Source organism: Sulfuriroseicoccus oceanibius, from assembly GCF_010681825.2.
Lineage (GTDB): Bacteria > Verrucomicrobiota > Verrucomicrobiia > Verrucomicrobiales > SLCJ01 > Sulfuriroseicoccus > Sulfuriroseicoccus oceanibius.
This window is the reverse complement of the sequence record NZ_CP066776.1, coordinates 1,668,538-1,692,791: the sequence shown is the minus strand read 5'-3', so window position 1 is coordinate 1,692,791 and position 24,254 is coordinate 1,668,538. Positions and strand designations below refer to the sequence as shown.

Below are 24,254 nucleotides of genomic sequence, written 5' to 3'. Positions count from 1 at the left end.
CCACTCAGCTTGGGCGCTCCCCACGACGGTGAGGACACCGTCACTCCATGCACCGCACAACCTTACATCGCCACATGGAGGCTCGACGTCCTCGTCGACCAGCGTGGTGATCGCTCGCTTTCCACTCACTGTGGGCGGAGCTCCCCACGACGGTGAGGACACCGTCACTCCATCCGCCGCACAACCCGGCATCGCCAAATGAAGGCTCAACGTCCTCGTCGACCAGCGTGGTGATCGCTCGCTTTCCACTCACTGTGGGCGGAGCTCCCCACGACGGTGAGGACACCGTCACTCCATCGCCGCACTATCTGACATCGCCACACGGAGGCTCGACGTCCTCGTCGACCAGCGTGGCGACCGCTTCTTCTCCCCGAAAGGGTGCGGGAAGCTGGAGCCACACCTCGCAGTATCTCGAACGCTCCACGTATCCCATCGCCGCCCGTCCATACAAAGCAGCGATTCTCGCAGCACTCCCAGACGCCCCTCACTCGTCGACGCCACCTAACCACCCTACTCACATCTCCAACCGCACAGCCCCCACGACTTCGCGGCGGCTGCTGCCGAGACCGTCGATCCCGCATTCCAACACATCGCCGGGGGTCAGGTAATCCGGTTCGTCCATTCCCATCGCCACGCCCGATGGCGTACCTGTCAGGATCACATCCCCCGGCTCCAGCGTCATGAACTTACTGATATACGAGATCAAAAACGGCACGGAAAAGATCATGTCCCGCGTGTTACCCGACTGACGGTGTTCGCCATTCACATCGGTCCAGAGGCCGAGGCGGTGCGGATCATCGATCTCATCGCGGGTCACGAGATATGGCCCTAACGGCGCAAAGCCATCGTACGACTTCCCTTTCATCCACTGACCGCAATGCTCCTTTTGGAACGCGCGCTCACTCACGTCGTTGGCCATCATGTACCCGGCCACCGAATGCATCGCATCGGCCTCGCTCACCTCTTTGGTTACACTACCAATCAGAAGCGCCAGCTCCACCTCGTAGTCGAGTTTCTCCGCATCAGGCGGACGCACCAGCAAATCATTCGCGCCACAAACCGCAGAGGTTGCTTTCATGAAAAGCACCGGCTCCTCGGGCGCCGGGCGGTTGCCGAATTCCTTGGCGTGATCCAGATAGTTCAACCCAACGCAGATCAACTTACCCGGACGTGCAACCGGTGGCCCAAGGCGCACGTCGGCATCGACCTGCGCCAGTTTGGTCACGTCACCGTCGTCCAAGGCACGGCGCAGATTGGCAAAGCCACCATTGGAAAAAAACTTCGCGTCGTAGTCGTCGACCAGCAACGACACATCATAACGCACCCCATCGACTTCAACGCCGGGACGTTCCTCGCCCGGAGCACCAAAACGAATCAGCTTCATGCTTTGCTTTCAGTTAGACCGATGCATTAAATGCCATCACCAGCAGGTGCTGCAACAGAAGAATCAATACCGAGGCTACGGTAGATCTCGCGCGTCGCGTCGCTGCGGTTGAGCGTGTAGAAGTGAATTCCATCCACATCATTGTCTAGCAAATCCGCGCACTGCTGGGTCGCGTAATGCACGCCGATGCGGCGAATCGCCTCCGGATCATCGCCACCGCGTGCCAATGCCTTGAGCAACTTGGCAGGGAAACATGTCCCGCCCGAAAGCTCGGCCATACGACGCATCCCGCCCAGAGCCGTCACCGGCATAATCCCGGCAATGATCGGCACATTGATCCCAGCCAAACGGCAGCGATCGCGGAAGTCGAGGAAGGCGTGGTTGTCGAAGAACAACTGGGTGCAGATGTAATCCGCGCCGGCATCCACCTTGGCTTTCAGATAGTCCATCTCCAGCAAGCGGTTCGGAGTAGCCGGGTGGCCCTCAGGGAATCCTGCCACGCCGATCCCAAACCCACGGCCGCCATTGGCCACCAGCGCGCCGCTCTGCTCGCGTTCACGGATGAACTTCACCAGATCCGATGCATAGCGGAAGGCATCCTGCGAGCGATCGTAGTTCGGCATGCTACGCGGCGGATCTCCGCCGAGCGCGAGCAGATTGCTGACACCGGCCTTGGCGTAGTTCTCAACGATCGACGAGATTTCCTCCTCGCTGTGGCAGACGCAGGTCAGGTGTGGGATCGGATCCAGCGTCGTGGTTTCTTTCAGGCGCACGACCAACTCGTGAGTGAGCTCGCGTGTGCTGCCACCCGCGCCGTAGGTCACGCTGACAAATGCCGGATTGAGTTCCTCCAACTCACGCATCGTGGTGTACAGGCGCTCAAGCGCCTCCGGCGTGCCGGGTGGGAAAAACTCAAAGGAAAAGCTTGGGCGTCCTTCGGACAAAATGTCGCTGATATGCATCGCTCATACCCATGGCTGGGACTAACGCCGAAATCAAGGCGGATTCACCCGAATGGCCCACGATCCACACCGGGTATCGGACAGCTTTGCGAGGTGCCGCAAGGATCGCCACTCCCAAGGAATGCCAAGCCCCGCACGCTTGATGGGCGCTCCCAGGATTGCTCGTCGATACAAAGCAGCGATTCTCGCTGCACTCCCACACACGCTCCTCGCGCAGGCCCTCGGCCGCCCTACTACCCCACGATCCGCACCGGCGTGCCCGGTCCGACCATCTCAAACAACTCGGCCACGTCGGCATTACGCATCCGCACACAGCCGCAGCTCGCCGGTTCTCCGATCAGCTCCTCGTGGTTGGTCCCGTGAATGTAAATGTAGCGCTCTTTGCTGTTCGCGTTCTCCTCATCCAGCCCCGCCAACCAAAGGATGCGCGCCACCACCAAATCGGCATCAGCGTCGAACGCGTCATCGCCCACATGTCCCACCGGCACGCGGCCTTGGAACACGGTATCCAATGGAGCATCCGCCCCGAACACTTCGGAGATCTCAAAATTCCCCGTCGGCGTCTGGTAACTTCCTTCGGCAAATCCCACGCCATTGCGGGCGGTCGACACCGGATACCGGCGCACACAAACACCAGCGGCAAACACATCCATCGTCTGCGACGCCACATCGACCACCAATTCATCCGCGGCACCGGCATGCTCACGCTGCACGTCATCCGCCGTGGAAACCAAAGCCGGCACCTCGAGCGCCACGACCACATTCTGCCCCCCCATGCCCGAGGCAATTTTCACCAGCACCTCACCAGAATCGACCGCTTCCACCGCTTCCGGCACACGGGCGCTGGCACCAATTCCACACAGCCCCGGAAGGTTCGGCGGCAGCCACCCTTCGCGTCCGCAGACCGCCAGCACCGCCAGATCAAACGCCCCACTCGCTCCCATGGAGTGCCCGGTGTACGGCTTCATCACATGGAGCGACGGCAGCACATCACCCGCCGGCCAGTCGACCAGCGCAGTGCGCAAGGCATCGGCTTCGGCCCGGCCATGCACCTCCGTCCCGCTGGCGTGCGGACAAATCGCACGCAGCGACCTTCCGTCCAGGTCGTTGCGCATGCGGTCGACCAGATCCCTCACACCGGGACCGCCATCCGGCACGCCCAGCAGATGTGCGGCATCCGAGTTTGTCCAACATCCGAGCAACCTCGGCCACGTCTGCGCCTCGTCGGCACATGCATCGTCCACCGCTTCAAAAACCATCGCCGCCCCCGCCTCGCCAGGCAAGAAGCCGGCCGAACGCGAATCATACGGGTCATTCACTCCATTGCGCGACAACATGTCCGTCGCCGCATAGGCTTCGAGCAACTCCGGTGAGACCGGCAAATCCACACCGATCACCAACACACGTCGCACTTGGCCGAAATGAATCATCATCCGAGCCATGTCCACCGCAGCCAACCCGGCCGAACACCCATTGGCCAGCACATGATACGGTCCGCGGATCCCCCACTCGATCGTCACCGCCGCCGCGATCTCACTGTGCATCGAGTTGGTCGCCTCTAGAATCCCAACCGGTCGGCGCCCCGGCAGCGGCGTCAACCACCCGCCTATGTTCCCCCGGCTGCTGCCTACCACCACGCCCATGTCGGACAAATCATCCCCCTTGCGCACGCCGGCATCCTCCAGCGCCATCTGCGCGACATCCATGGCCAACGCGGTGGTCACTCCGAACATCCGGCGCTTCAAAGTCCCTCGCCCGGCCAACAACGCGAGCGGCAACTCACGGTAGGCCTCCAATTTATCCGTCATCATCGGCGACTCACCGAGCGGTACGAACGCATTGCGCCGCGCGATCAACGACTCACGGGTTGCCTCCCATCCCTTGCCCAGGGCACTCCACATCCCGATTCCAGAGATTCCAATGTCAGTCGTTGTCGTCATCGCCTCCATCATCCCCACGCCCGCCCACAACGCAATCGGGAATTCCAATGGATCGTCGTCTCAACCACAGACGCCGCCCATCACTCGACAATCAAGTCGAGCTTGTAGAACCCATGAGGCTGATCTTCAGGAATGCTCTCGCTTTGCAAGGCCCCATCGGCCACGCCCTCGCGCACGACGGTGCTCCAATCGACCAAGTCGGGCGAATAGAGCAACTGATAGCGTCTCGTCAGCCCGGCATAACCGGTACCGCCAGCCGCTGGCACGGTGAAATAGACCGCCCTTGGTGCGTCACCGATCGAAAACTCAATCCGATCAGCCACCGCTGGGTCGAGCCCCGCCACATATTCGTCCCCCACACTGACCCCGTCGCCATCGTCATCGGCGGCCGGATCCGCAGCGGCAACCCCACTGAAGTGTGCCAGCTCCCACACATCGGGCAGCTTGTCATTGTCGGTGTCCGGGTTGGCCGCATGCAACAAATCCAAATCACGCTGGTCCACGATCCCGTCGCTATTGGCATCCCCGCTCGCCACCGAGCCAATCGGCACCTCCTGGCCGAGCCTGCCGAGCATCAAGGTCAAGTCATCGCCATCGACCAGCCCGTCGCGGTTGGTATCGGCCAGATAACCGGCGAAGAGCGACAGGTCGATGTTTTCCATAAAGTCCCCGTGATGGATATCGGGAAAGTTGTCGAAATCCGGATCATCACTCAGCTCGCCGACATTGAAGGTATCCAGTCCGACGGTCGATTCGAGCATGCTCCAAAGTTCACCCGGCTCGTACTGACCACCCCAATACGCCTGACCGTAATAAGTACGCGTCACGTAATCGATATTCTGAGACTGGTGCGCCAACAGCCCCTGCTGGGTCACCTCGCGTGCGGTCGCGCCGCCGAGCTCATCGTAAGGCGTCTCCCAATAGTTGTGGAACAAATGACCAAGATGGTTCGCGTCGTCGAAATCCGCATCGTGCACGTAGAACTTGGTCACCGCCCACGCCGGCAATGGATTCCCCTCGTCGTCCAGAATCGTCACACTCGAATCCGCCGCCATTGCATAAGCCGCGACCACCGCCGCAGAAGTGTGCCGATGGTCCAAATGCCCGTAGTCCCCGCCGCTGTCGCTGGTGAGCAAGACCTCCGGACGCAACTTCCGGATCACCCGCGCAGTGTACTCCACCGGATTACCGGTAAACGGCGACAAATAATCCGCGGCATCGTCGCCCGTATTCGGAAACTGAGTCCACGTCTCCAAGGTTTCGATGCTGCTTCCTCCATCGTCGAAGCGCGCAAAGATCGGCTCGTATTTGACCCCGTAGGCTCTCGCCGCATTGCGCATTTCATCTTCCCGCAAAAAGCGGTCCGCTGGGTCGCTGACAGAAATCCCGGAGTCGCCGCTGGTCATCGACATCATCACCGTCGGTAAATTGCGCACCTGACTGTAATAAGCCAGCGTCCCCCCGTAGAAGAGCCCCTCGTCATCCGGGTGCGGGTTGATCACCAACAATGCCGCCTTCTCCGGCAGAGGCTCGAACGCAAAAGCCGTGAGAGGAATCTCAAACGATCCACGGTTCGCCCCATTGGTCTCGATCTGCAACGTCGCCCTCACCGTGCCCTCTGCTGCCGATGTGTTGAACCGAACCATCAACTCCACACTGCCCGATGGGGCCACGCTCGACGGATAGCTGCTCAAGCTGAAATGGTCCGCATCCACCCCTGTCACCAGCACACTGCTGATCTCCAAGTTCTCAGTCGCCCCGTAGTTGGCAATCGTCACCGCCAGATCCAACGGCCCAACCACCGAGTCATAATCCCCGAAATCAAGCGCCGCCGGTGTGACCACCGCATGCGGGTCGGCTGCCGGACCATTGTAGGCATTGTAAAGCGCCGCAATCTCCTGATCGCTCAGTGCAGCGTCATAAGATGCGACACCATAAACCCGCCCGGTCGGCACATCCTGGGTGCTGCTTGAACTAGAACCAATGTAACCCCATCCGCCATCAAGCCGCCAATCTCCCTTGTCCGCATGGGTCTCGACATAAGCTCCATTGACAAACAAATCGATAGTTCCCTCATCGTCGTTCCGACGAAAAATCACGTGCAGGTCCTGGTCGAACACGGAATCCGCCTGCAACGAATAATCCACCTCACCGGGCAGCGTGATCCCGAATTTCCCCGTGTTCTGCCACTGCTCCAGCTTGAACACATTCATCTCACGAGCAGTGGAGTCCCCACCCACCGCGCCAATCGCCATCGAGCCACTGAAGTCCGAGAAGTTGAACAAAAACTCCACCGTCGCGCCGTCCACCGGCTTCCCATCCAGCGCATCCAACGCCCCGAAATTGTAGCTCCCCCCACTGCTCCCATCGAAGCTCCACCCCGCCCCGCCATTGATCGACGCCGTGACATTCGATCCAGTCGCCTGCGCCTGATCCAACCAATCTGTGACACTGCCCGCCCGGAGCTCCCCGCCGAGCAGGCCGCTAGCCCAGCAAATCACTCCAACGAATAGAATCCCAACCGGCTGCCGTCGGGGCCTGATCGGCCGTAGCTGGCATGAGCAATCGAAGCTGGGGCTGCTGTGGACATTCATAAACAATCTCTAACTAGTTTCCATTATCTCCCCACCCGACAGAGATTGTCCCGCTGCCCTCATAGGAACACGAGGGCACGCACACATCCCAGCCACCACCTGCAATTAACCGACAGCATCCCCCGGCACATTCTTACACATCCAGCGTGCCCCCCCGCACTCGAGAGCGCCCGCCGACCCATGAGCCGGCTACAGTGTTTCCTCGATCAACTCCCCGGACCACGAAAAAGCCCGCCAGAATCTCTTCTGACGGGCTTGAAATGGTTCCGAGGACAGGATTTGAACCTGTGATCCCCCCGCTGCGGGATTATGAGCCCAAGTCACACCATCTGCCACCACCTCCAACAGCCGCAGCGCGGACACGAAAAAGCCCGCCAGAATTTCTTCTGACGGGCTTGAAATGGTTACGGGGACAGGATTTGAACCTGTGACCTTCAGGTTATGAGCCTGACGAGCTACCGGACTGCTCTACCCCGCGATCTTGTGGGCCGCTCTCGCGGTGCGGTACTATAGTCGGTCAGAAAGTAGGTGCAAGTTCTTTTTGGCTTAATTTTCGCCAATTTCCCAACACGGCATCGAACGATGCCTATTCGCCCTTCTTCGCGCTGTCGGCAGGTTCGTCCTCGAACCCCTGCACCGACCAGATGCTGGTCGGGTTCACATTGAGCTCGTTGACGCGATCGCGGAAATCCTCGGGAAGCTTGTCTTTGTCCTCCGGCGTCTCATATGGACCGTCGAAAACCTGCTTGCCCTCGCGATCCCAAACTTTGACGTGAGTCTTTCCATCGACTCGGCTGATCACGATACGGCCGTTATTGTCTACCGACGTCATTGAGTAGTGCATGTGCCCCTGGCCACCGCTAGCGGCTTCGAAGCGCATGGCAGCCGCACGCTTGCGCATCGCTTCCATTTCGGCGTCGAGTTCCTCGATCATGCGCTCGAAGTCCTCGTGATCGCCCATCTGAGCGCGCATCAAATCATTCATGCGGTCGGCGAAGTCCTGACCATGCACCCGCTTTTTGAACACGGAGTCACGGTTGTCGTCGGCACCAGAGACCATGGCGAACCGCTTGGGCCGCTCGACCAAAGTCGCACCAACGACGAGCGATTGGTTCCGACGACGGATGCTCAAGCGCACCACCTCCCCCACCTTCTTCTCTGAGAGACTCTTAGACAGCGCGGTCACTCCTTTGAGCCATTCCCCGTCAACATGAGTGATGACGTCGTCACGGCGCAGGCCTGCCTGCTGAGCCGGGCTGTCTTTGATCACAATATCCACGACCACTCCCGCTCCGTCAGGCAAACCCAAGTGCTTACCGACTACCTGAGGCAAGGGGCGCGTGCCAACACCAAGCCACGAGCGTTGCTCTTGGACCGCCTCCTTCTGGCCGTCGGCTTTCACTTCAGCCGCAGGCGCCTGCTCGGTCACCTCGGCAGCGAGCCCTGGAGACGCCAGCGCCACTACCAATGAACATCCAATAGATGTCCCCCAGCATTTCATCGATTTTCCAACCATCTGGTATTCAAATAATTAAAAACAACGAAACCTCACCACCAGAACCTGAGCAACGCCACGTTAGTAAAGGTCGACTTTTTCCAATGTGATTTGCTCACAAGGAACTTCGACAATCACTTCCGATCCCGTGTCAGGGTCGACAAACCTCACCTTCTCCATCTGAAACTGCGAGACTTTGCGGTACACCGCACTTTCATCATCGGCGGAAACGTACTCGTGGTCCTGATTCACCACCTCCTGGTCGAGCGAGGCTCGAGCCAGCATGCCGTGAGGCAGCGCCGGAACATTCGCGCTCTCGGCCAGGGCATCCGCCGGCTTCTCCACCACAGGCTCGTCCACATCCGCAGTGAGCTCTGATGGGGCGACACCCGTAGGCTGCAGCGCGACAAAAAGCGCCACGGCAGCGGCCGATGCCATCGGGACCAATGGCCCGCTCCACCACGCACGACGCGGTGTGGCCGCCGGAACCGGCATCTCCTCCTCGGGATCCTCGCCCGCATCCATTGCGGCAAACAAGCGATCAGCGAACTCATCGCTCGGCCCTTTCGGGACCAATGCACCAAGTCTCGCTTCCAAAGCGCGTGCTTCGGGATCAAGGAAGTCTGGATCGTCGTAGTTCATTTGTGGTGTCAGGGGGCAAAAAAGTCTTGGATAATAGTCACATTGGGCGGCAGGCCCGGATCAGATGACCATGAGGTTCTTGAAGTAGGACTCGCGTCCTTTTCCGAGGATTCGGCGCAAGCCTTCCATCGCGTAGCGATAGCGTGAAGCCGCGGTGTTCTCGGAGATTTCGAGGGTTTCGCCGATCTCGGCAAAGGTCAGCTCACCCCAGATCTTAAGCGCCACCACTTCGCGCTGGGCGACTGGCAATTTGCGCAGAGCTTTGGAGATCTCGTCGTTGCGTTCGGCTTCGTCAAATGGGTCGTCGAAGTAGCTGATGCCACGTGCATCCTCCAGCTCAATCACTTTCTCCTCACGTGCCGTGCGGCGTGTCTCACGACGACCGAGGTCGATCGCGGTGCGGCGGATTGCGGTGTAGATCTCCGCGGGATCTGGAGTTTCGGTAGGCGGCACGCCACCGGCACGCTTCTTGCGCGCATTCCAGACCTTCAAAATCGCATTGTGCAGTACATCCTCAGCGTCGGATGGTCGGCGCAGCTGCTGCCGGGCGAACATCATCAACTTGGTCGAATTCTCGTCATACCAGCGGCGCCATGGGTCGCTGCCTGGGTTTCCTGAGTCCGGGTTGTTTTTGAGCATGATGTAGGAGGATAGATGGTTCACTTCGGGCAGGCTCGTCAGCCGCCCAAATGGATTACAGGCGCTCAAGCGTCGCCCCGAGTGCGGCCTATTTATTTTTTTGCGTCAGTCTGCAGGACAATCAACGTCCGCTCCCAGTGAGCCGGACGCCAGCCAGAGCCGCAGCGGCAAATCCACGCCGGATTACCACTTAAACCAACTGGTCGCAATCCGCGTAAGTGCCCGCTGGCACGTCTGCCGATTCCTCACCGGCCGCACGCAGCGTCACCGTTCCCTGAATCGTCACTGGCTCGGTGAAGCGCAGGTTCCCCTTCACCACCAAAGCCTCACAGTCGATCAACGACGGCACCTTCGCCGGGAAGCGATCGGCAAACCCGTCGACCAGTTTGTACCACTTGGAATCCAAGTCGATCACCGGCGGGCGTCCCTGACGCGCCGGGTCCAAACGCACGGCACCATCCGGATCAATCCGATAGGCATCCGACCGCAGGCCGAGCAGATCGTTGGTGGTCTTCACCGGAGCGAACCGGTCGCGCCCAACCACGATGGCCGCAGCGCCTTCGAAGCACTCGATCGCCGCTCCCATGGCGGTTTCCAATTGAATCACCGCTGGAGAATCCGCGTCGCGAGGGTCCACGGTTTTCCGGTTGGTCATCACCGGCAGCGGCAAAAGGCCACCGTGGGAATCCATCACCTGCTCCAGCACATCGAGGCGCAGCCACAGGTTGTTCGTGTTGAAATAACGATGGCGCTCAATGTCTTGGAACGCATCCACATCGGAGTCAGGACACTGGGCTGACTCGCGGAGGATCAATCGCCCATCGCTCTTGCGCACGGCGAGGTGGCCGCCCTTGCGGTCAGCTGCAGTACGGCGCGTCACCTCCATCATCATCGGCGCCCCACTTTGAGCGAAGTAGGTCAGCATCTCGGGATCAAGAGTCGCGCCGAGGTTGTCCGAGTTGGAGACGAATGCGTAGCGCACGCCCGCGTCGAGCAGTTCGCGCAATTTGCCCGAACCGACCAGAGTTGCGTACAGATCACCGTGGCCCGGAGGGCACCATTCAAGCGATGGTTCTGCCGTCCACTCTGCAGGCGTGCCGCCCTCAACCAGACGTTTTGGCACCATGCTCTGGAGCATTTCCTCCGCACGCTCACCGCCGGCGATCCCTGCGAGATAGTCCATGGTGTCGCTGCTGGTGCTGAAGCTGTTCATCAACAGCAAGCGCCCTTTCGCGCCGAGGCTCTGCTCTTGTTTCTCAAGTTGGCGCACGATCAGTGAGAGGAACGTCTGACCTTCCCGCACTTCGAGCAGCGACTTCGGCCCCGCCAGCCCCATGCCAGTGCCGAGTCCTCCATTGAGCTTGATCACGACCGACTGAGCCAGCAATGCGGGATCCGCTTGCACGTCCAAATCAGCCACCTTTGGCAGATCGCGGGCACTCTCGATCGTGGCTTCCGGGATGCTGGTATCCACCCCTTGGTCGACCAATTCGAGGCCTCGGAGAAACTGTGCAATCGCGGCTTCGGACTGCCCGGCTTGCTCCATCTTCCGGCGGAAGGCTTCTAGATGCTGACTCATGGTACGATCGATCGTTGATTAGTTGTTGAACAATCCCCGAAGCAGCTCGCTTCCGGCTTTTTCAAGATTCTCGCGCGCTTTCGGATCCCTGCTGATCTGGTCCAGCAGTCCCTTCAGGTAGTCCTTCGGATCGGGCAATTCGTTGGTAAAATCAACATCCGGATCCGCCAACTTACCCTTTGATGCGAAATCCAGTGTCAGGCGCCCGCTTTTGAACAGCGACTCGCGCACATCCGCCACAAATTGCTCACGCAACTCACCAGCCGGCAGCATCTCCTTCTTCTCATTGATCTGACGCAGCGCCGTTGCCGACACCACATCATCCCCGATCACCGAGAAATCAAAGTGATGGGAATCGTTGCTCAAACGCAACTCACCACCGGCTGCGACCACGAGGTCAAACTGGCCGTACTCCGCATCGAGTGGCTGAACCAACCGAATCACTTCATTTTCCATCCGGGCAACCAGGTCCACGCCGCCTTGCGGAAAAGTGACCGAATCCGCCAAGTACTCATCGAGCGTGATGCCAGCCTGAGTCAGCTTCTTGAGCTTCTTGCGCGCCTTTTCCAATGATGGCAGCACGGAAATGTCCGAACTGTCCGCGATCTTCATCGTCAAATCCACACCAGCCACTTCAGCGCCATCCGAGTCCGATGCCAGATCGACATCCGCCTTACCTGCCAGATCAAAGACCGCCAGTTCAAACGAATCCTTGGTGCGGATCACGCGCAGCTTCCCTGCCAGATCCAATGGCACTTTCTGAGCAGCGGGCACCCCTCCGTCGGTCATAGCAACCTTGCCGATCGTCAGTTCCAGTCCCTGCACGTTGAGCTCGGTCTTGCGGCCGTTGATCAACAAACTCACACCCGTCTCCTCGATCACCACCTGGTTGATGCCTGAAAATTCGAGCAACTCGCCACCGCCAGAACCGGCCGGAGCCGTCCCCTCTTGTGGCCCCTCGGACTTGCCCACCTCTTTGCCATTCACAATCAGCGGCTTCTCCACCAGCGACGACAAGGTCACATCGCCCGACGAGCGCATCCGCCCGAGCACCGAACCGCGGAAGAAGCGCAACTCGCGTACCTCCACCCGACGCGCAAGCAACGCGCTCAGCGAAACATCCATCTCCACGGTTTCAAATTCCAACACAGGGGACGCCATCGCACTGCGCTGCGCCAATGGCATGCCGCTGTTGGCGACCTGATCCCGGTGGCCGATCTTAATCTCGCTCACCTTGATCCCCGGCGTCGTGGAAAACACATTCACCTCAATTTGGCCGATCTCGACGCGCGCGTTGTAACGACTCTCCAACTCCTGCACCACATTCTGCGGTGTCACCAGGTTGGCCACCGCCGCTTGCAATGCGTAGACCGCACCAGCAGCTACCAGCAAAACCACAATCAGCGCTGCTACCAAAAACTTCTTCCGTTTCGAACGAGGCGCAGCAGCCTCAGGTTCCTTCTTCTCTTGCTGTGACGTTTTGTTCTCGTCCATGCCGGCACTGTACGAGGATGCAACGCCGACGCAATCATTCTCAGCCGAGCGTTTTGTAACCGCTGGCCCCATCCACGCTTCCTCAGGTCGCCCGCTTGGCACCAAACAACCGCAAGTGCAACCGATCGGCAAACCGGAATCCCTCACGCAAACACGCCTCGATCACCAATTCACGATGCGCGTCAATCGCTTCGGCGCTGCGCCCTTCCGGCATCAACATCACCCGCGCCACCGGCAGACCAAACCGCTCTACCAATCCCCGCACCTCATCCAAATCCTCAGGCGCGGCAATCACAAACTTAAACCACGCCTTGCCCGAGGCGACAAACGCATCAAAAGCCTCCGACCGGATCCTCTGCGATTCTTTGTTCCCCGAGTTGGCCAGCTTCGGGCTCACATTGAACTGATTCACCCGCTCAAGCACTTCCGCGGACGGAACACGCGTCCCATTCGTCTCGACCTCAAATACATACTCCGGAGAAATCGCACGCAGAGCGTCCATCAGCGCCACCACTCCCTCTTGCTGCAGCAACGGTTCACCGCCGGTGATCACGACCCGCCGTGTTTCGTACGACGCGATCTCCCGCGCCAAACTCCCGGCGTCGACTTCGATCAGCTGATCATCCTTGCGGAACTTCTGGTAACCCGCCTTTGCATCATTCTCGTGAACAAATGGCGTCCCTTCCCAGTTCCAGGTATAATCCGTGTCGCACCAGATGCAGTGCAGGTTGCACAACGACAACCGCACGAAGACCGCAGGCGCTCCCACACTAGCCCCCTCTCCCTGCAACGTGTGAAAGACTTCAGGCCCGCCTTCATAACGCGCAACCTTGAGCATTACAGACGCCGGATCATCAGCAGAAGTGTTAGCGGTGGTCTGGGAATCGGACATGGATCAATCGAATCGAAAATCTTTCTGGCGCGGTTTGCGCTGGGGGCGGCGTCCGCCACGGGCACTGCGGTTGACCGCAAAAATGGCATCTGCTCCGTCACCCTTCGCATGGTAAACGATCTCGAGCAATTCTCCGAGCCGGCCTTTCGGAAAGCCCCCTCCCTTTTCCGTGAACCAATGGAGGTAGTCCCACGGCAACTCGTCGATGGGCAGACCATTCGGCGGGTAGTTGTCGGGCCCATATTTGCCAAAGGGCATCGTGGTCGCCCCGATCTCCATCAAGAGCCGCTTGAATTCCTGTTCTTCCATCTGCTTGAGCGGGTCAAAAACTGCACCACAGCCGTGATCACTTGCGAGTCACCACCGGCTTGCGGCGGCGCGGGTAGAGCGTGCGGCACATCTCGCACACCGTGCCGTCACAGCCGCGCGCGGTACATGCATCACGGCCGTAAAAAATGATCTGCAGGTGCAGTTTGTTCCAAGCCTCGCTCGGAAAGAGCTTCTTCAAGTCGGCCTCGGTCTTGGCCACATTGCGCCCATCAGTCAGCCCCCAGCGCTGCGCCAGACGGTGAATATGCGTATCCACCGGGAATGCCGGCACCCCGAATGCCTGCGCCATCACCACCGACGCAGTTTTGTGCCCTACCCCAGGAAGCTCCTCCAACGCCGCCATATCCTGCGGCACCTCGCCTCCATGCTCGTCGACCAGAATCTTCGACAACTGGACAATCGCAGCCGCCTTGCGCGGAGCCAGCCCACAAGGTTTGACCACCGCTTCCACAGCCTCCACCGGCTGACGCATCATTTCCTCCGGCGTCCCCGCCAGGGCAAACAACTTCGGCGTCACCGTGTTGACCCGCGCATCCGTACACTGCGCCGACAGCAAAACCGCTACCAACAAGGTATACGGATCCGTGTGGTCCAGCGGAATTGGCGTCTCGGGATACAACTCCTCGAGACGCCGCATCACATGCTCTGCGCGTTCTTTTTTGGTCATGCGCCCACCGTAGCCAAGAGTCGCCACGGGGAAATCAAAATCACGCGTCGGTCGGCAAATCCGCCGCACTCGACAAGCGCTTCTTCAGCGCATCGTGCATCTGACGGCAGTGACGGTACTTGCGACGCCCTTTGAGAATCTCTTCGCTCTTCTCGTAGTCGCCCCACTCCAAAATCTTGATGTCCACCTTACGCACGCCCCACCAGCGCATCTCCTTTGCCGACATCTTGTAGAGGTCGATGGTGTTGGTTCCAACCAGGGCGCTGCCGTAGTCATCCACCACGTAGGTGAACGGAAGCCCGTCGATCTTGAACTTGGTGCCCAGTGGGTAGCGCGACCAATCCGCCGCAGCCGATCGCACCTCGCCGTACTTCAGCTCAGTACCGGCAGCACTCTTGGTCTTGTACTTTTTGTGGTCCCACTCCTTGGCGTGGTACGCCGTCGTACGAACCTTCATCTCCTTGGTCTGATCGCAATACTGCGGCATCCCGTGCTTGTCGTAACCGAGCACCTGGCTCGCATTCGAGGTAGTACAACTCACTCCACCGAGCACAACGGCCAAACCTGCGAGCAACAAAGAAAACTTTTTAATCATAATCTGTGAAACTTGGGGATTTCCAAGGGCCGCTATTCATCGCCGGAAAACCTTCCGCAGGCTAGGAAGCCCAGCGTCCGATCTCAAGCAATTAATCAAGAGATGCTTACAATCAATGGAAAGTAAGCACTCCGGCCCACCGGTCGCGGCATCATCGCCAGATCCGCCCCGTGGTCAACCTCATCCACAGCGAATCTGCGCCTTCCCCATGATCGGGATTGCGCCGCACCTCGAAGCATGGCACATCATGGTCGCTGCGATCCCGTCACCCCGATTCCCATGAGCCAACCCACCGCACTGCAATCCGCTGCCGCCACTTTGGTCGACGTTCTAACCAACGCGCAAGCCAGAGGTGAACGACGCGTATGGCTAGGTCAAGACGGTACCGCGGCGCTGCAGGAGTTGGCGGATCTCTCCAACCCGGCAAGCCAGATAGAAAAGCTCACCGCCGCGCTGGAGGATGAGCTGGGCACTTCCATACTCAACTCCGCCGGCCCGATCGACGCCTCGTTAGCAATGGTCGGCGATGGACCAAGCCAGGACGACATGGACCTGCGCTCACCGTTCTCTGGCCCTGTCGGAGACAAACTCAACGGCATCCTCGGCGCGATGGGACTCAACCGCGACAAGGTCTTCCTCACCCATCTGGCCCGTGCTCGCCAGAAGAACTGGAAACAAACCATCGCAACATGCCTTCCGCTCACCAAAGCGGAACTCTCCATCATCGCTCCGAAGCTGGTCATTGTTTTCGGCGAGCGCGCGCTCCACGCACTCACCGGCGACGACTCCCTTTCTCTGGACTCGGTACGAGGGAAACCCATCGAGTACCGCGGGCTCACGCTTTTACCTACCGCTCACCCATCGGTGATTCTCGAAGCGGACTCGCTGAGCCCGGAAGAAGCCACCAAGATCAAGCGCGCCTTTTGGGAAGACATGCTCGCCGCGATGGAGCACCTCAGCCTTCCAATCAGCGAGAAACAGCGCAACTTCTTCAAGCGCTAACAGCTCCTCATCGGTCACGCCATGGTGACCGTTCATTTGGCTCGAAGTACCGAAAGCCGACAGATTGCTCCCCCTCCATCTCAACTCGATGACTTGCCGGGGAGCCTGCGGATGCATCCTCAGGTGCGGTAGCTCCAATCACCTCGCGCCGGACGTGCGGTTTACCCCGGTGCCCCATACCACGTGTAAACCGTCCCTATGGGACGCCTCATCCGTGCACTCATATCCGGAGGTTGAAACCTCCGGCTAACCAGTAACCTGTCGCTTCGCGACAACCTCGACAACCTCGACAACCTCGACAACCTCGACAACCTCAACAACCTCAACAACCTCAACAACCTCAACAACCTCAACAACCTCAACAACCTCGACAACCTCGACAACCTCGACAACCTCGAAGATCGAGAGCCAACACATAGCGACCAACGTCTTCATTACGGGAGCCCAATCACACATCGGTCGCGCGAAAATGACCGCCCGGCCCTGCAACCGCCGCGTCCGAGGGCACAAAAAAACCTCCGGCAGCCGAAGCCACCGGAGGCACACAATATGAAGCTATCTAAACGCTCAATCGCGGCTTAGAAGTACAAACGGGCACCCACGAGGTAGGTGAATCCGTCGAACCCTGTGTCCGAGCCGTGACCAGTCGCGTTAGCGTACTCGACACCAGCCATGAACTTGAGGTTGTGGCTGCAAACGTAGTAGTTCAAGCCAGCATAAGCGGCGAAGTAGTCTTCAGCAGCTTTGTCAGCCACACGACGCTCGTAGCGCTTCTGGATCACCACGTCTCCGTCGGAGTACTGGAGGCGGCCCACAGCTTCGAGCTTGTCGGTAACCTTGTAGGATGGAAGAAGCACCACTCCGGTCACGTCGGTACCACCACCGAAACCGCCGATGACGTCAGCGATCAGGCGGAAGTCACCGTACTGACCGTCGTAGCTCAGGGAGACCACGTTCTCAGCACCTGGAGCCGCGTTGCCGCTCTGGTCGGTGTAGGTGTAGTCGAGGCGGATGTCCTGCTTCTCACCAAGCTCGTAGCCGATGCTACCAAGGAAGAACGCACCACCGTCGGTGTCGAACCACTCGTCGTACTCACCTTCGAACTGCGAAGCGTACACACCACCGTGGATGGTCACTTTGTCTGCACCGAATTCACCGTGCACACCCCAAGCCTTCTCAGGAGTCAGCTGGTTGACGATCGCGGAACGCTCAATGGTAAGGATCTTCTTCGACGAGATGCTGTACTCGCGGGTGATCTCAGGCTTCTGCTTACCAGCGGAAAGGGTGAATCCGTCGGTCACCTTGAGGGAGGCCACAGCTTCGTCGATCGAGTCGAAAGCGACGTCGTCGCCGTCGTCGTCAAGACCGTCGATGTTCCAGTTGTTTTTGATCTTCAACTTCTTGTTGAACATCTTGGCCTGGGCACCGATACGCCAGCGGCGTGTTTCGTACGAATCTTCGTTACCCTGGTTGGCGTCCACCCAGTGGTACTGTCCCTGGTAGCGGCCGATGATCTTGAATTCGTTGACGATGTCGTTGTCGAACTTGAAGGTCGTCGCCTTGAAAATCTTCTCACAAAGTGGGGTCTCTTCGACCGCTGGAGCGATTGGTGCCTTGGTCGACTTGGCCGACTCACCTGCCTGTGCCGAAAAAGCACCGAGGAGCGCCACGGAAGCAACAGCTGCTGCCTTAACGTTGAGGTAGTTTGTATTCATCTAGATTATGGATGGTGTGTTTTTCAAACCGCTCGGCATCGCCCTGAATCACAAGCCAACGCCCAGCGGAAAGGTGTTTCGATCCGTCCGGCAGCTCTGAACCACTTTCCCGATCGACGGCGATACCTAGATCGTTTGCCGTTAGGAGTCTACGCCGCGTATGTGACAGTTACGTTATATATCAACCAGCGTGATAATCCGCCTTGGCTGTGGCGACGAACACAACCTCGTCGGCGATGTTCTTCGCCAGATCCCCCACCCGCTCAATCGAACGCACCAGGAACACAGCATCTACCAACCAGCGCGCACTGTGTGCCTTCCCCCGCCCATCGCTGGAGAGGCTGTCGATAAAGTCCGAGATCAACTGCGCATGCAGTTGGTCAAGCTCCGCGTCCCGGCGGCGCACCGATGCAGCCAGATCGACATCCGGCCCCTCGAGAGCATCCAAGCCATCGCGCAGCTCGTTCACCGCCATGTCAAACAACGGGCGTACCCGCTGCATCTCGGCAAGCACATCCGGCTCCCCGGCCTCGTTGGCCTCTACCAATGCCAGGGCACGCTTTGCAAGCTCGGCCAACTCTTCCGCCAACTCCATTGCCACGGAGCAAACGCGAACTCGAGCCAAGACATAACGAAGATCCGTTGCGACCGGGCGGAAGCGCACCAGGATCAATCGCCCGGCATTCTCCACATCCGCCACCGACCTCTCGATGGAGGCTGCCTCTTCCCGCACATCCTGAAGCCCGCGCACATCGCCGGCCATCAATGCACGCTCGACGGCCTCCAGGCCCCCTACCAATACAGGTTTCAGTCCGGCGACATCGGCGCCAAGAGATTTCAGAGCATCATCAAACTGGGTCAAAATATGGCCGGAATCAGACATGGAATCAGATAGTGAAATGGGAATTCGTTAAGTAAAGCCACACAGACACAAGCACCGCTAAAAATGCGCTATAAATGTTAGTCACGCGCAGCGCGCGTCTGTATTTACGGATCGCCGAAGATACCACAGCAACGCATTAAACAACACCAGCATAGAAGTCATTTTTGTGACAATCCAAGCGTTGGCAGAACCCACAAAAATCGGTTTGTGTTTTATCGCTTGGGCAGGACATCCCCTCTGGCTGTCACCGCCCAACACCCTCTACTTACACACCAACCCAAAGAAAAAATGACACTCAAGTCTATCGCCCTCGCAGTTGCCACCGGCGCCGCTCTGACCATCGCCGCCACCGCCCAGAACAAGATCGCGATCAAAGGATCCGACACCCTCGGTGCCAAGATGGTTCCTCAGCTTGCTGAAGCCTACAAAGCTCTCGGCAACGACGTGAACTTCGAAATCGCCGCTGAAGGGTCCTCCCAGGCATTCACCGCACTTGAAGGTGGAACCGCTGACATCGGCATGAGCTCCCGCGGCGCCAAGGACAAGGAGAAGAACAAGTTCACCGCTGCTGGCAAAGACCTCGTCGAGCACGTCGCAGGCGTCGACATGATCGCCGTTATCGTTAATGAGTCGAACGGCGTGAGCGACCTCACCAAGCAGCAAATCGAAGGTATCTTCACCGGTGACATCACCGACTGGAGTGAAGTTGGCGGCAAGCCAGGCAAGATCGCTGTGTACACCCGCAACACCGCATCCGGCACCTACAAGACCTTCCAGAAGCTTGGCATGAACAAGCGCGACTACGGTTCGGCTACCCAGAAGATGGCTGGCAACGAGCAGATCGCATCCGAGTGCGCCGAGAACCCAAATGGCATCGGTTACGTTGGTCTTGCCTACGTCAAGAAGGACGGCATCAAGCCAGTGCAGGTTGAAGGCGTGGCTCCAACCCCGGAGAACGCATCGGATTACGCCCTTTCACGTAACCTTTACTACTACACCGTGGGTCAGCCTACCGGTGAAGTGAAGAAGTTCATCGACTGGGCCACCACCTCGCCAATCGCTGGCAAAGTGATTGAAAAGGTCGGCTTCATCGCTGCCAAGTAAGCACACCTCACAGCGCGGAATCGTTTTCTGCGACTAATTCGTCACAGACCGCATAGTTGCCTCCGGGCCAACTATGCGGTCTTTCTTGTGGCAAATTCCGGGCATCTGCTCCGGTCACTTTCCAGCTATCGCCCCATGAAGATCAGCAAGCGCAATTCGCACGACAACCCGTTCAAGAAGAGCCGCGGTGAGAAACGCATTCTTGGCATCCGGGTACAGTCGCTCATCAAGTCCTTCTTCGGCACCAACGCGGCCACGGCGGTAGTGGTGATCGCAGCGATCTGCTTCTTCCTCGCAAAGGAAGCTGTGTTCTTCTTCCCGGACTACCGCGAGAGCTTGCGCGTCTACCGCTTGTCCGGTCAGGAATTTGTCGACTACATGCGCGAGGAGTCGTCGGCTCACCGCAAGGTGGTCTCCCTCACCGCCCAGGCCTACGGCAAGGAGGTCTACGGACGCACCCAGCAGTGGGAAGACGTACTCGAGACCTACAACGAGCTCCTCTACAACGCCAAGAAGGCAGCCAAGGGACCACGCAAACTCAAGGACCGCGCCCAGGAGCGCGCCGAATCCATCGCCGCTGAGATTGACCCATCAATCAAAACCGCCGCCGAGAAAGAGATCGCCCAGGCCAATGTCCGGATCAAAGAACTGACAGACAACTGGCTCGCCGAAGCCACCATTGAAGACCTCGAGCGCCCTGAGGGCAAACCAAGCAAGGACGACTTCAAGCGCGCGATCGAAGCGGTACAACACAAGATCGCCACCGACGAAGAACACCCATTCATCACCCAAACCAAGGCCGAGCGCGACGAGGCAAAAGCAAAAGCGGTTGAGACTCTCGCGCCATTCCTCGACGGCCTCAACGCCTTGCGCAAGTCACGCTCGGAGCTCGACGCGTTGATCGACGAGCTCGTCCCGCATGCACTGAAAACCAAGGGCCTCGCCGAAGCCTACAAGAGCGCCATCGCCCGCCGCGCCGCTCTGGAACAAGGCGCCGCCAACCTCACCACCGAGGAAGACCGCCGCCGCGCCGAAATCGAAGCCGCGCGTATTCTGACCACCCCTCCGGCCTACGCCGAGCGCAATGCCCCGCTCTACGCCTCGCGCGACCGCCACGCCGCCGCCATCGACTCCCTCTTGCAGGGCACCCGCGCCGCGTTGCCAATGCTTGACGAACGCTTACTCACCGACAACAAAGCCCGCAAGGCATTCAACCAGGCCAAGATCAAAGCCAAGGAGCTCGAAGAGGTCACCAACACAGCCCGCCAACAAATCCGCTCTTGGAACCACGAGGAAAACTACTCCGGAGCCCGCACGTTCTTCGGCTTCTTCTTTGGCAAACAATGGGTCACCAACAGCTCATGGCAGGACTTCTACGGACTCGCCCCACTCTTCTCAGGGTCATTGATTATCGCCCTGATCGCCTTGGTCATCTCCGTCCCGTTCGCGGTTGGTGCGGCGGTTTACGTCAACCAGTTGTCGTCTCCAACCGAGCGCAATCTGATCAAGCCGGCAATTGAGTTCATCGGCGCGATCCCATCGATCGTTCTCGGCCTTTTCGGCATTCTCGTGCTCGGCGAACTGCTTCAAACCATCAGCAAAACCGAATGGCTCGCCGACCTGCTTCCAGGCTTCCCAATTGACCAGCGCCTCAACATGCTCAACGCAGGCACGCTGCTCTCGTTCATGGCGATCCCAACCATTTTCACCCTTGCCGAAGACGCCCTCAACAACGTCCCACGAGCGAATACCGAAGCTTCCCTCGCACTCGGTGCCAGCAAGCTCCAAACCGTCCTCAAAGTCGTCTTCCCCGCCGCGCTCTCCGGCATCCTCGCTGCCGTGCTGCTCGGGTTCGGCCGCGTGATCGGCGAAACCATGGTCGTGCTCCTCGTGGCCGGCAACCGCATCGCAGTCCCAGACTTCTCCAAAGGCCTCGGCGTCATCACCGATCCGTCACACACCATGACCGGCATCATCGCTCAGGAAATGGGTGAGGTCAGCGAAGCCAGCTTGCACTGGCGGGCCCTCTTCATGGTGGGCTTGGTTCTGTTCCTAATCGCCCTCGTGCTCAACTTCGTCGCCCAAAAAGTGGTCAGAAAGTTCTCCAAGCACAACTAACCGCCCATCCGGATCCACGATTTCCAGCACACCTTCCAATTGTTGCCACCCCATCCCTGATTTCCCCATGAGCCAGGCACCATCCAATGTCCCGTTTGTAGGCCGCAAGAAGCAAGGCCGCTCCAAAGAACTCACTGTGCGCGGTTTGTTCATCGCAGCAACCTACTTCATCCTTCTTTGCGCCGCGTTCATCTTCGGCAAGATCATCTACCAAGGCACGCCGGTCCTGTGGCAATACGGAAGCCACTTCCTGACCCGCAGCCCGGAAACACTCGTCGTGAGCGAGTTCGACCAGTCCAAGGGCATCCGCATGCAAAAGGAGGACTTCGAGGTACTCGGCATTTACAATCCGGACTTCGAGCCGGCAAACCTCACCGAATCCACCGAGACATCGACTCTCGAAGTTTTCGAACTGGCTGCAGGCTCCCATTTGATCATGGACGGCTGGCTCAGCACGCTTGAAGAACACAACGACGACTTGTACGTCAATTTCAACCAACGCAGCAAGGACACCACGCTGGCAATTGGCTTCGAGAACGATACCACCCTCGTCTTTGACGAAGCCACCTGGCAGCAGATCGGTGCTGGTGTGGAATCGTCCCTTGAGCTCAAGGCCAACGAACCACTGGTACTCGAAAACACCGTACACGACATCGTCGTTCCAGCCGGCCGCACCACTCTCACCAAATCCACACTCACCGCGCTCGACCCCACCGAGTTGATCTTCATCGTCCAGGGCATTCCTGCCGAAGATGATCCGGAGTCGACCCCATTCGAAGTCGAGATCCCATCGGAGCAATCCCTCCGCTTTAGCGACGACCTCTTCGAACAAGTCACGGATACCGACCAACCGCTGCCGGTGGCATCATCGACCGCGAGCGAAGTCACAGAGACCCGCCGCAAGGTCATCGTCTCGGCCGGCCGCTACCAGTTGCCATTTGATCTCGCATTCACCATCAAGGCCACCAACCCAGGAGCGAACATCGGCCTCCGCCAAAGCTCGCCGGACGGTGTGATCGTCGCCGACTTCGACAAGCCGGTCACGCTCGTGCTGCCACAAAACGAGCTCGCCGGCTTCCAGGCCGACCAGCCACACATCCCACTCACCTCAAAGGGAACCCGCACCACCACCCGCGATCTCGTCACCTTCGACATCCCGGAACCCGTCGACCTCTCCATGCCTAACCGCGAACGCGTGGCAATGGCGGAACTCAACGACTCGCTCAAGATCGCCAACGAAGACACCTACTCGTATTCCGGCGGCGGCGTGCTCGGACCACTCGTGGGAACCGCGCTTCTGGTCACACTCTGCATTACCGTCGCTCTCTTCGTCGGCATCTCGGCAGCAGTCTTCCTCAACGAATATTCGAAAGACGGCGTCTACCTTAAAAGCGTGCGTCTGGCGATGCTCAACCTGGCAGGCGTCCCTTCCATTATCTTTGGTCTGTTCGGCCTTGGATTGTTCGTGTTGCTGGCTCCGCGCCTGACGTCGACTCCAAACTCAAAAGACGCGTTCCGCATCCCATTGTGGCCAGCCATTGAGCAACCATCGCTGCGCAAGGCCGAGCGGGATTCGATCATGATCTTCGAAAAAGGCACCAGCACCAGCGAAGCCACCACCGCAGCCACTGTCGCCGGCGCGAAGCAATTCTACACCGGCCGCACCTACCTCTCGTTCGAGGGCTGGGGCACATCCATCCTCGCCGGTGGTCTCACCCTGGCCATCATGGTGCTACCTGTGATCATTACTTCCTGTGAGGAGTCACTCAGAGCCGTGCCGATGGGCTTCCGCGAAGCGTCACTCGCACTGGGTGCCTCCAAATGGCAAGCCATCCGCACCGCAGTTCTGCCCTATGCGTTCCCTGGCATCCTGACCGCCTCGGTGCTGGGCATCACTCGGGTCGCCGGTGAAACCGCACCGATCATGTTCACCGCCGCCGTGGCAGCCCGCTCGGAACTTCCTTGGGAAGGAATCGGTAACGACGGCTTGCTCAGCGGCATCGAATCATTCTTCTTCCAGTCGGTTCAAGCCCTGCCTTATCACATCTACACTGTCGCAGGCCGCATCCCGCAGTCCGAGTTCACCGAGCCAATGCAGTACGGCTCCACGCTCCTCTTCCTTCTCGTCGTGATGTTGTTCGCCGGGCTTTCCGTCTGGCTCCGCATCCGCGCCCGCAAGAAGCTTTCCTGGTAAGATCCACCCCTTTCCCGATCACTTT

The 24,254-nt window shown here is 59.1% G+C and carries 20 protein-coding genes and 1 tRNA gene; 4 read left to right on the top strand and 17 right to left on the bottom strand.

The window, feature by feature from the left end; translation table 11 throughout:
* Window positions 1–514 precede the first annotated feature (514 nt).
* The 14 genes from G3M56_RS06805 to G3M56_RS06740 all read right to left on the bottom strand — a co-directional run bounded on the left by G3M56_RS06805 (window position 515) and on the right by G3M56_RS06740 (window position 15,213).
* Complete coding sequence (locus G3M56_RS06805; RefSeq protein WP_164361427.1) at window positions 515–1,384, bottom strand: fumarylacetoacetate hydrolase family protein; 870 nt, start codon at window positions 1,382–1,384, stop codon at window positions 515–517.
* 26 nt (window positions 1,385–1,410) lie between these two features.
* Window positions 1,411–2,346, bottom strand: a complete 936-nt coding sequence (gene metF / locus G3M56_RS06800) for a methylenetetrahydrofolate reductase [NAD(P)H] (protein WP_164361425.1) — start codon at window positions 2,344–2,346, stop codon at window positions 1,411–1,413.
* Window positions 2,347–2,579: 233 nt separating this feature from the next.
* A complete protein-coding gene (locus G3M56_RS06795; protein ID WP_164361423.1) occupies window positions 2,580–4,334 on the bottom strand; it encodes a beta-ketoacyl synthase N-terminal-like domain-containing protein in 1,755 nt (584 codons plus the stop codon).
* Between the two features lie 32 nt (window positions 4,335–4,366).
* Complete coding sequence (locus G3M56_RS06790; RefSeq protein WP_235203632.1) at window positions 4,367–6,724, bottom strand: PIG-L family deacetylase; 2,358 nt, start codon at window positions 6,722–6,724, stop codon at window positions 4,367–4,369.
* A gap of 557 nt (window positions 6,725–7,281) precedes the next feature.
* Window positions 7,282–7,358 (bottom strand) — tRNA-Met (locus G3M56_RS06785).
* Between the two features lie 108 nt (window positions 7,359–7,466).
* The gene (locus G3M56_RS06780; protein ID WP_164361419.1) at window positions 7,467–8,396 is read right to left on the bottom strand and encodes a S1C family serine protease; all 930 of its coding nucleotides are present in this window, start codon (window positions 8,394–8,396) and stop codon (window positions 7,467–7,469) included.
* 60 nt (window positions 8,397–8,456) lie between these two features.
* The gene (locus tag G3M56_RS06775) at window positions 8,457–9,017 is read right to left on the bottom strand and encodes a hypothetical protein (RefSeq protein ID WP_164361417.1); all 561 of its coding nucleotides are present in this window, start codon (window positions 9,015–9,017) and stop codon (window positions 8,457–8,459) included.
* A 60-nt stretch (window positions 9,018–9,077) separates the two neighbouring features.
* Window positions 9,078–9,656, bottom strand: coding sequence for an RNA polymerase sigma factor (locus tag G3M56_RS06770; RefSeq protein ID WP_164361415.1), 579 nt, complete (start codon window positions 9,654–9,656; stop codon window positions 9,078–9,080).
* A gap of 190 nt (window positions 9,657–9,846) precedes the next feature.
* Window positions 9,847–11,235, bottom strand: a complete 1,389-nt coding sequence (locus tag G3M56_RS06765) for a UTP--glucose-1-phosphate uridylyltransferase (protein ID WP_164361413.1) — start codon at window positions 11,233–11,235, stop codon at window positions 9,847–9,849.
* 18 nt (window positions 11,236–11,253) lie between these two features.
* A complete protein-coding gene (locus tag G3M56_RS06760; RefSeq protein WP_164361412.1) occupies window positions 11,254–12,729 on the bottom strand; it encodes an AsmA family protein in 1,476 nt (491 codons plus the stop codon).
* 82 nt (window positions 12,730–12,811) lie between these two features.
* Window positions 12,812–13,621 carry a 7-carboxy-7-deazaguanine synthase QueE gene (locus G3M56_RS06755; RefSeq protein ID WP_235203631.1) on the bottom strand — a complete coding sequence of 270 codons (810 nt, stop codon included), beginning with the start codon at window positions 13,619–13,621 and terminating at the stop codon, window positions 12,812–12,814.
* A gap of 3 nt (window positions 13,622–13,624) precedes the next feature.
* A complete protein-coding gene (locus tag G3M56_RS06750) occupies window positions 13,625–13,930 on the bottom strand; it encodes a putative quorum-sensing-regulated virulence factor (RefSeq protein ID WP_164361410.1) in 306 nt (101 codons plus the stop codon).
* Window positions 13,931–13,967: 37 nt separating this feature from the next.
* Entirely contained in the window at window positions 13,968–14,618 is a 651-nt protein-coding gene (gene nth / locus G3M56_RS06745; RefSeq protein WP_164361408.1) for an endonuclease III, read from the bottom strand.
* 40 nt (window positions 14,619–14,658) lie between these two features.
* Window positions 14,659–15,213 carry a 3D domain-containing protein gene (locus G3M56_RS06740; protein ID WP_235203630.1) on the bottom strand — a complete coding sequence of 185 codons (555 nt, stop codon included), beginning with the start codon at window positions 15,211–15,213 and terminating at the stop codon, window positions 14,659–14,661.
* A 279-nt stretch (window positions 15,214–15,492) separates the two neighbouring features.
* On the opposite strand from G3M56_RS06740, the gene G3M56_RS06735 reads away from it, so the two are divergent.
* Complete coding sequence (locus tag G3M56_RS06735) at window positions 15,493–16,215, top strand: uracil-DNA glycosylase (RefSeq protein WP_164361406.1); 723 nt, start codon at window positions 15,493–15,495, stop codon at window positions 16,213–16,215.
* Between the two features lie 246 nt (window positions 16,216–16,461).
* On the opposite strand, the gene G3M56_RS06730 is transcribed toward G3M56_RS06735, so the two are convergent.
* The 3 genes from G3M56_RS06730 to G3M56_RS06720 all read right to left on the bottom strand — a co-directional run bounded on the left by G3M56_RS06730 (window position 16,462) and on the right by G3M56_RS06720 (window position 18,813).
* Entirely contained in the window at window positions 16,462–16,650 is a 189-nt protein-coding gene (locus G3M56_RS06730; RefSeq protein ID WP_164361404.1) for a hypothetical protein, read from the bottom strand.
* 143 nt (window positions 16,651–16,793) lie between these two features.
* The gene (locus G3M56_RS06725; protein WP_164361402.1) at window positions 16,794–17,930 is read right to left on the bottom strand and encodes a porin; all 1,137 of its coding nucleotides are present in this window, start codon (window positions 17,928–17,930) and stop codon (window positions 16,794–16,796) included.
* Between the two features lie 181 nt (window positions 17,931–18,111).
* Window positions 18,112–18,813 (bottom strand): phosphate signaling complex PhoU family protein, encoded by a 702-nt coding sequence (locus G3M56_RS06720; RefSeq protein WP_164361400.1) that lies wholly within the window; start codon window positions 18,811–18,813, stop codon window positions 18,112–18,114.
* A 288-nt stretch (window positions 18,814–19,101) separates the two neighbouring features.
* On the opposite strand from G3M56_RS06720, the gene G3M56_RS06715 reads away from it, so the two are divergent.
* From G3M56_RS06715 to G3M56_RS06705, 3 genes are all read left to right on the top strand, one after another.
* Window positions 19,102–19,917, top strand: a complete 816-nt coding sequence (locus G3M56_RS06715; RefSeq protein WP_164361398.1) for a phosphate ABC transporter substrate-binding protein — start codon at window positions 19,102–19,104, stop codon at window positions 19,915–19,917.
* Between the two features lie 135 nt (window positions 19,918–20,052).
* Entirely contained in the window at window positions 20,053–22,035 is a 1,983-nt protein-coding gene (gene pstC / locus G3M56_RS06710; protein WP_235203629.1) for a phosphate ABC transporter permease subunit PstC, read from the top strand.
* Window positions 22,036–22,102: 67 nt separating this feature from the next.
* Window positions 22,103–24,229: a PstA family ABC transporter permease gene (locus G3M56_RS06705; protein WP_235203627.1), complete on the top strand. Its 2,127-nt coding sequence runs from the start codon at window positions 22,103–22,105 to the stop codon at window positions 24,227–24,229.
* Window positions 24,230–24,254: the final 25 nt, after the last annotated feature.